This is a genomic window from Acidiphilium sp. PM, assembly GCF_000219295.1.
GTDB classification, from domain to species: domain Bacteria; phylum Pseudomonadota; class Alphaproteobacteria; order Acetobacterales; family Acetobacteraceae; genus Acidiphilium; species Acidiphilium multivorum.
The window spans coordinates 1-8,013 of the sequence record NZ_AFPR01000133.1; the positions used below are offsets into that span (position 1 = coordinate 1).

At 68.2% G+C, this 8,013-nt stretch carries 6 protein-coding genes and 1 pseudogene; all 7 read left to right on the plus strand.

The window, feature by feature from the left end; translation table 11 throughout:
* The coding region (locus tag APM_RS06705) for a cation-translocating P-type ATPase (RefSeq protein ID WP_007422595.1) at positions 1–2,178 on the plus strand (2,178 nt) is incomplete at its 5' end.
* A 185-nt stretch (positions 2,179–2,363) separates the two neighbouring features.
* The gene (gene ndhC, locus APM_RS06710; RefSeq protein ID WP_007422596.1) at positions 2,364–2,762 is read left to right on the plus strand and encodes an NADH-quinone oxidoreductase subunit A; all 399 of its coding nucleotides are present in this window, start codon (positions 2,364–2,366) and stop codon (positions 2,760–2,762) included.
* Positions 2,763–2,766: 4 nt separating this feature from the next.
* A complete protein-coding gene (locus tag APM_RS06715; RefSeq protein ID WP_007422597.1) occupies positions 2,767–3,462 on the plus strand; it encodes an NADH-quinone oxidoreductase subunit B in 696 nt (231 codons plus the stop codon).
* Between the two features lie 10 nt (positions 3,463–3,472).
* Positions 3,473–5,252 (plus strand): annotated as a pseudogene (gene nuoC / locus APM_RS06720) (NADH-quinone oxidoreductase subunit C/D).
* The gene (gene nuoE, locus APM_RS06725) at positions 5,239–5,736 is read left to right on the plus strand and encodes an NADH-quinone oxidoreductase subunit NuoE (protein WP_007422600.1); all 498 of its coding nucleotides are present in this window, start codon (positions 5,239–5,241) and stop codon (positions 5,734–5,736) included. The pseudogene nuoC and the gene nuoE overlap by 14 nt, the downstream one beginning before the upstream one ends.
* Entirely contained in the window at positions 5,736–7,040 is a 1,305-nt protein-coding gene (gene nuoF / locus APM_RS06730; RefSeq protein WP_013639614.1) for an NADH-quinone oxidoreductase subunit NuoF, read from the plus strand. Before nuoE ends, nuoF begins: the two co-directional genes overlap by 1 nt.
* The coding region (locus tag APM_RS06735) for a 2Fe-2S iron-sulfur cluster-binding protein (RefSeq protein WP_007422602.1) at positions 7,037–8,013 on the plus strand (977 nt) is incomplete at its 3' end. The genes nuoF and APM_RS06735, both read left to right, overlap by 4 nt.

Genomic DNA, 8,013 nt, shown 5'->3' on the forward strand with positions numbered 1-8,013 from the left:
GCCATCCCCGCCGATCTCCGGCTGCTGGAGGCCGCCGGCCTGCAACTCGGCGAGGCCCCGCTGACCGGGGAATCCGTGCCGGTCGTCAAGCATGTCGCGGCGGCGCCGGACGACCAGCCGCTCGCCGAACGTCACGGCATGGCCTACAAGGGCACGGTCGTCCTCAACGGCCGCGGCCGCGGCGTCGTCGTCGCGACCGGCATGGCGACCGAACTCGGCCGCATCGCCGCCATGCTCGAAACCGCCGCCGCCCCGCGCACGCCCCTGCAGCAGCGTCTCGCCGTCTTCGGCCGGCAGATCGCCATCGCGGCGATCCTGATCTGCGCGCTGATCTTCGGCATCGGCCTGCTCCGCGGCGAGGCGCCGCTGCTGATGCTGCTCACCGCGCTCAGCCTCGCCGTCGCCGCCATCCCCGAGGCGCTGCCCGCCGTCGTCACCGTCCTGCTCGCGCTCGGCGCCTCCCGCATGGCCCGGGCGCAGGCGCTGATCCGCCGGCTTCCGGCGGTGGAAACCCTCGGCTCGGTCACCACGATCTGTTCGGACAAGACCGGCACGCTCACGCTCAACGACATGCGCCTGACCGAGGTCTGGGCCGGCGGCCAGCGCCAGCCCGTCGCGGCGCTCGGCGGGCACGCGCCGCTGCTCCGCGCCCTGCTTCTCTGCAACGATATCGCCGTGGACGAAACCGCCCACGCCATCGGCGATCCGACCGAAATCGCCCTCTGGCGCGCCGCCGCCGATGCCGGGCTCGACCGTGGGCGCGAGGCGGCGCTGACCCCGCGCGTCGCGGAACTCCCCTTCGATTCCGCCCGCCGGCGGATGACGACCGTGCATCGCGACGGCAACCGCTTCGTCGTCTACACGAAAGGCGCGCCGGAAGCGGTCCTGCCGCTCTGCGCCACGATGACGACGGGGCAGGGGGTCGCCGCGCTCGATCCCGAACCGATCGCGCAGGCGGCCGCGCAGATGGCCGAGGACGGCCTGCGGGTGCTCGCCATCGCCCAGGGCGTCCGCAATGCCATGCCGTCCGCCGACGCGCTGGCCGAACTGGAACAGGAGCTGACGTTTCTCGGCCTCGTCGGCCTGATCGACCCGCCGCGGCCCGAAGCGCGCGCCGCGGTCGCAACCTGCCGGGCGGCGGGGATCCGCCCGGTCATGATCACCGGCGATCACCCGGTCACCGCGCGCGCGATCGCCCGTGCCCTCGGCATCGTCGGCGATGGCGGCGATGTCATCACCGGCCGCGAGCTCCAGTCGCTCGACGATCCGGCGCTGGCCCGGCGCGTGCGCGAGGCGAGCGTGTTCGCCCGCGTCGATCCCTCCGAGAAGATCCGCATCGTGACGGCGTTGCAGGCGAACGGCGAGATCGTCGCCATGACCGGCGATGGCGTGAACGACGCGCCGGCGCTGGCCCATGCCGATATCGGCGTCGCGATGGGGCGCGGCGGGACCGATGTCGCCCGCGAGGCCGCGAGCCTCGTCCTGCTCGACGACAATTTCGCGACCATCGTCGCGGCGGTGCGCGAAGGCCGCCGCATCTACGACAATGTCCGCAAGTTCGTCCGCTTCGTGGTCGCCTGCAACTCGGCCGAAATCTGGGCGATCTTCCTCGCCCCGTTCTTCGGCCTGCCGGTCCCCCTGGTGCCGATCCAGATCCTCTGGATCAACCTCGTCACCGACGGCCTGCCCGGCCTTGCCCTCGCGGCCGAACCCGGCGAGCCCGACATCATGAGCCGCCCGCCGCGCCCGCCGCGCGAGGGCCTGTTCGATAACGGCATGTTATGGGACGTGTTCTGGTCCGGCCTCGTCATGGCCGCGATCACGCTGTTCACGGAAGCGGGAGCGCTCCGCCTCGGCGATACCCACTGGCAGACGATGGTCTTCACCGTGCTGACCTTCGTGCAGATGTGGCAGATCATGGCGATCCGTTCGTCGCGCGCGTCGCTGTTCACCCAGGGGCTGCTCTCGAACAGGCCGCTGCTCGGCGCGATCGGCCTCACATTCGCGCTTCAAATGGCGGTGATCTACACGCCCGGCCTCAACGGCGCGTTCAACGCCGCGCCTCTGACCGCCGCCGAACTCGCGGTCTGCGTCCTCGCATCGAGCCTGATCTTCATCCTGCTGGAGCTCGTCAAATGGGTCCGGCGCCTCCGGGCGCGGCGCCGTCAGGCGGCATGAACATCGCCGCAAGCCGCGTCAACGCCCATCCATTCAGGACCATGGCGGTCGGAAATCGTTGCCAGTACGACTCGCTTGACAGGCGCGGTCACAATAGTGTCAGATTGTGAGGAAAGGTTTTGTCGTCTTGCGGCTCGAGCCGCACTCGCTGGTTCGAGAAACGCCTGCCGGGATGGACACGGACCATGGCGGATAACGCCCATTACTGGGTATTGCTGGTCTACACCTTTGTCGTGATCGCTCTGGTCGCGGGTATGATCGGCGTGTCCCATTTCCTCGGCCAGCGGCACCTGAAACGGGCCACCATCGAACCGTTCGAATCCGGCATCGTCACCGTCGGCTACGCCCGCTTCCGGCTTCCCGTGCAATTCTATCTCATCGCGATGTTCTTCGTGATCTTCGATCTCGAAGCCGCCTATCTCTACGCCTGGGCCACCGCCGTCCATGCCGCCGGATGGACCGGCTATGTCGTGATCGCGGTCTTCATCCTCGCCCTTCTCGCCGCGCTCGCCTATCTGTGGCGCGCCGGCGCGCTCGAATGGGGGCCAAAGCCCCGCGCGCTTGCGATAGTGCGGAGGCGCTGACGCCATGCGATTCACATTCGGCAAAGGCGCGACGGGACAACAGCTCTCCACGACCGCGCCTCTTCTCCGCGGCCTCGGCACAGCCGGCCAGCCGGCCGCCCCATCCCCCGGCGGCGGCACCTTCACCGATGCGGTGCGCCGCAACGTGGCCCTCGGCCGGCTGGAAGACATGGTGGCCTGGGGCCGCAAATATTCGATCTGGCCGTTCAATTTCGGCCTCTCCTGCTGCTATGTCGAAATGGCGACGGCCTTCACCAGCAAGTTCGACATCGCCCGCTTCGGCTCGGAAGTGCTGCGCGCCACCCCGCGCGAGGCCGACCTGATCGTCATCTCCGGTACCGTGTTCGTGAAGATGGCGCCCGTCATCAAGTATCTCTACGACCAGATGCTTGAGCCGCGCTGGGTGATCTCGATGGGCGCCTGCGCCAATTCCGGCGGGATGTACGACATCTACGCCGTCGTCCAGGGTGCCGACAGTTTCCTGCCCGTCGATGTCTATGTCCCCGGCTGTCCGCCCCGGCCGGACGCGCTGCTCGAAGGGCTGATGCTGCTGCAGAACTCGATCGGTTCCGAGCGCCGGCCGCTCAGCTGGCTGGTCGGTCCCAACGGCGCCGAGAAGATCGAGCGGCCCAGCTTCCGCGATCTCAAACACCAGGAGAGGCAAGCGGCCGGCAGCCTCCCCACGCCGGACAGCGTTTAGGGAGGGCGGGATGCTGACGGAATTCAACAGCATCCCCGCCACAGAGGCCGAACAGGGTATCGTGTCCGACCTGGTCCGCACGCTTGGGCCGATCTCCTTCACCCTGCAACCGACCGCCGACCGGATCCCGACCATCTGGATCGATCGCGACATCGTGCACGCCGTGCTCCGGCACCTGCGCGACGGCGCCACAAGGCGCTTCCAGATGCTCTACGACCTCACCGCGATCGACGAGCGCCAGCGCGTCCACCGCGATGGCCTGCCGAAATCCGATTTCACCCTCGTCTATCACCTCGTCTCCTTCGAGCGGAACGACGATGTCCGCGTCAAGGTCCCGCTCGCCGAGGGCGCGCTCGAGGTGCAGAGCATCGCGGATATCTGGCCCAACGCCAACTGGTACGAACGCGAGGTCTGGGACATGTTCGGCATCGGCTTCGCCGGCCACCCGACCCTGTTCCGCATCCTCACGCCGCCGACCTGGACGGGCCATCCCCTGCGCAAGGACTACATCGCCCGCGCCACCGAAATGGGCCCCTACATCCTCACCGAGGAGAAGGAACGCGCCGAACAGGAGGCGCTGCGCTTCAACCCCGAGGCCTGGGGCATGAAGCGGCACAGCGAGAACTCCGACTTCATGTTCCTCAATCTCGGCCCCAACCACCCGAGCGTCCACGGCGTGTTCCGCATCATCCTCCAGCTCGAGGGCGAGGAAATCGTCGACGCCGTGCCCGAGATCGGCTTTCATCACCGCGGCGCCGAGAAGATGGCCGAGCGCCAGTCCTGGCACACCTACATCCCCTATACCGACCGCATCGACTATCTCGGCGGCGTGATGAACAACTTCCCCTACGTGATGGCGGTCGAGCGCCTCGCGGGGATCGAGGTGCCGTCACGCGCGCAGATGATCCGCATCATGCTCGCCGAGTTGTTCCGCATCGCCAGCCATCTCGTCTTCTACGGCACCATGTCGCAGGATGTCGGCCAGCTTTCGCCGGTCTTCTACATGTTCTCCGACCGCGAGCGGGTGTTCCAGATCATCGAGGCGATCTGCGGCTTCCGCATGCACCCCGCCTGGTTCCGCATCGGCGGCGTGGCGGCGGATCTGCCCCAGGGCTGGGACCGGATGATCCGCGACTATCTCGGCTACCAGTCGAAGCGGCTCGACGAGTACGACAAGCTCGTCATGCGCAACCGCCTCTTCAAGGCCCGCACGATCGGCGTCGGTGCCTACACGCTGGAGGAAGCGCTGGACTGGGGCGTGACCGGCCCCGGCCTGCGCGCCTGCGGCCTCGGCTGGGACTATCGCCGCCCAGCGCCCCTATTCCGGATACGACCAGCTCGAGTTCGACATTCCGATCTGCCACAACGGCGACTGTTACGACCGCGTGGTGGTCCATATCGAGGAAATCCGCCAGAGCCTGCGCATCATCCGCCAGTGCCTCGATAACATGCCGCCCGGCCCCTACAAGTCCGACCACCGGCTGACGACGCCGCCGCTCAAGGAGCGGACGATGCAGGACATCGAAACCCTCATCACCCATTTCCTCAATGTCAGCTGGGGGCCCGTGCTGCCGCCCGGCGAGGCGATGGTCAGCATCGAGGCGACCAAGGGCATCAATGGCTATTACCTGGTCGCCGACGGCGACACCGTCTCCTACCGCACCCGCATCCGCACCCCGTCCTTTCCCCATCTGCAGATGATCCCGCTGATCAGCCGCGGCGCCTATGTCGCCGACCTGATCGCGATCATCGGCAGCATCGATTTCGTGATGGCCGATGTCGACCGCTGAACACAGCCCGGCGTCCGCACCGCTCGATGCCGCCCTGCGCGAGACGATCGCGACCTTTCTGCGCGAGTCCGAAACCCCGCGCGCCGCCGGCATCGATGCGCTGAAGGCGGTGCAGAAGCGTCACGGCCATGTCTCGGACGACCATCTCGCCGAAGTGGCCGCCCTGCTCGGCATGACACCCGCCGAGCTCGACGGTGTCGCCACCTTCTACAACCTGATCTTCCGCCGTCCCGTGGGCCGCCACGTCATCCTGCTGTGCGACAGCGTGGCCTGCTGGGTGATGGGCGCCACCGCCGCGCGCAACCTGCTGCGCCAGCGCCTCGGCATCGAGCCGGGGGAAACCACGCCGGACGGCCGCTTCACCCTCCTGCCGATCGTCTGCCTCGGCTGCTGCGACCGCGCCCCGGCGATGATGATCGGCGACGACCTGCACGGCAACCTCACCCCCGAGCGGATCGACGCGATCCTGGAGCAGTACAGGTGATGCCGATGGCGGACCGACCCCTCACTTCATACATCCAGCCCGGCCGCCAGCCGCTCGACATCGCCGGCTACGAGCGCGCCGGCGGCTACGCGGCGATGCGCAAGGCCTTCGGCATGTCGCCGGAAAGCGTCGTCGAGGAGGTCAAGCGCGCGAAGGTGCGCGGCCGCGGCGGCGCCGGCTTTCCCGCCGGCCGCAAATGGGAAGGCGCGCCCCGCGGTGCGGATGCCCCGCGCCATCGCTACCTCGTCATCAACGCCGACGAGATGGAACCCGGCAGCTTCAAGGACCGCCTCCTGCTCGAAGCCGCGCCGCATCTGATGATCGAGGGGATCATCATCGGCGCCTTCGCGGTCCAGGCCGAAACCGCCTACATCTTCGTCCGCGGCGAATACGTGCTGGCGATGGAGCGGCTCTCCCGCGCCGTGGCCGAGGCCGAGGCGCGCGGCTATCTCGGCGCCGACATCCTGGGCTCCGGCTTCTCGCTCACCATCCACGTCCACGGCAGCGGCGGGCGCTACATCTGCGGCGAGGCCAGCGCGTTGTTCTCCGCGCTGGAGGGCAAGCGCGCCGTGCCGCGCACCCGCCCGCCGCGCTCGACGACCAGCGGCCTGTGGGGCAAGCCCACCGTCGTCAACAACGTCGAAACGCTGTGCTGCGTGCCGTCCATCATCGAGCGCGGCGCGGACTGGTTTCTCGGCCTCAGCCGCAGCGCGACCGAAGGCGGCACCAAGCTCTACGGCGTCAGCGGCCGGGTCAACCGCCCCGGTCTGTGGGAACTGCCGGTGGGCACGCCGCTCAACGAAATCATCGAGGAGCATGCCGGCGGCATGCGCGAGGGCTACGAGGCGCGCGCGGTGCTGCCCGGCGGCGCGTCGACCGCGTTCATCATGCGCGAGAATTTCGACGTCCCGATGGATTTCGACTCCGTCGGCAAGATCGGCAGCTGGCTCGGCACCGCCAACATCCTGGTGCTGGACCAGAAGCGCTGCCCGGTCGGCCTGCTGCGCAACATCGAGCATTTCTTCGCCCAGGAATCCTGCGGCTGGTGCACCCCCTGCCGCGACGGCCTGCCCTGGGTCGAGCGCATCCTCACGGCGCTGGAAGCCGGCGAGGGCGAGCCGGATGACATCGAGCTGCTCGCCCATCACGTCGACTTCCTCGGTCCCGGCCGCACCTTCTGCGATCTCGCCCCCGGCGCGATGGCGCCGCTGCGCAGCGGCCTGAAATTCTTCCGTGAGGAATTCGAACGTCATGTCAGCGAGCGGCATTGCCCCTGGCACGACACGGCGGAGGGCTGGGCATGACGACCTTCGAGGTGGACGGCAAGACCCTGACCGCGAAGCCCGACGAAAACCTGCTCCAGGCCTGCCTCGGCGCCGGGCTCGACCTGCCGTATTTCTGCTGGCACCCGGCGCTCGATTCGGTCGGCGCCTGCCGGCAATGCGCCGTCAAGCAATATGACGGGCCGGAGGACCAGACCGGCCGCATGGTCATGGCCTGCATGACCCCGGTGCCCGAAGGCGCGCGCTTCTCGATCGCCGATCCCGAGGTCGTCGCCTTCCGCGCCAGCGTGATCGAGTGGCTGATGGTCAACCACCCGCATGACTGTCCGGTCTGCGAGGAGGGCGGCGAATGCCACCTCCAGGACATGACGGTGATGACCGGCCACACCTACCGCCGCTACCGCTTCACCAAGCGCACCCATCGGAACCAGGATCTCGGGCCGTTCATCAAGCACGAGATGAACCGCTGCATCGCCTGTTACCGCTGTTCGCGCTTCTATCGCGACTATGCCGGCGGCCGCGACTTCGACGTCTTCGCCGCCCACGATCACGTCTATTTCGGCCGCCACGCCGATGGCACGCTGGAGAACGAGTTCAGCGGCAACCTCATCGAGATCTGCCCGACCGGCGTCTTCACCGACAAGACGTTTTCCGCGCATTACGTCCGCAAATGGGACATGCGCGGCGCGCCCTCGATCTGCGCCCATTGCGGCCTCGGCTGCAACACCATCGCCAACGCCCGCGCCGACCGGCTGCGCCGCATCGTCAATCGCTACAACGGCGCGGTCAACACCTATTTCCTCTGCGACCGCGGCCGCTTCGGCTACGGCTTCGTCAACGCGCCGGACCGCTTGCGCGCCCCGCTCCGGCGCGGCGACGATGGAAACCAGGCGACGATCGACCGCGACGACGCGATCGCCCGTCTCGCCGCCCTGCTGCGCGCGGGCGATGCCGTCATCGGCATCGGCTCGCCGCGCGCCTCGCTGGAATCGAA

What these genes read in the sequence shown, in the direction of transcription:
- ndhC (WP_007422596.1), top strand. Translation starts at nt 2,364, where the DNA reads ATGGCGGATAACGCCCATTACTGGGTATTGCTGGTCTACACCTTTGTC.
- APM_RS06715 (WP_007422597.1), top strand. Translation starts at nt 2,767, where the DNA reads ATGCGATTCACATTCGGCAAAGGCGCGACGGGACAACAGCTCTCCACG.
- nuoE (WP_007422600.1), top strand. Translation starts at nt 5,239, where the DNA reads ATGTCGACCGCTGAACACAGCCCGGCGTCCGCACCGCTCGATGCCGCC.
- nuoF (WP_013639614.1), top strand. Translation starts at nt 5,736, where the DNA reads ATGCCGATGGCGGACCGACCCCTCACTTCATACATCCAGCCCGGCCGC.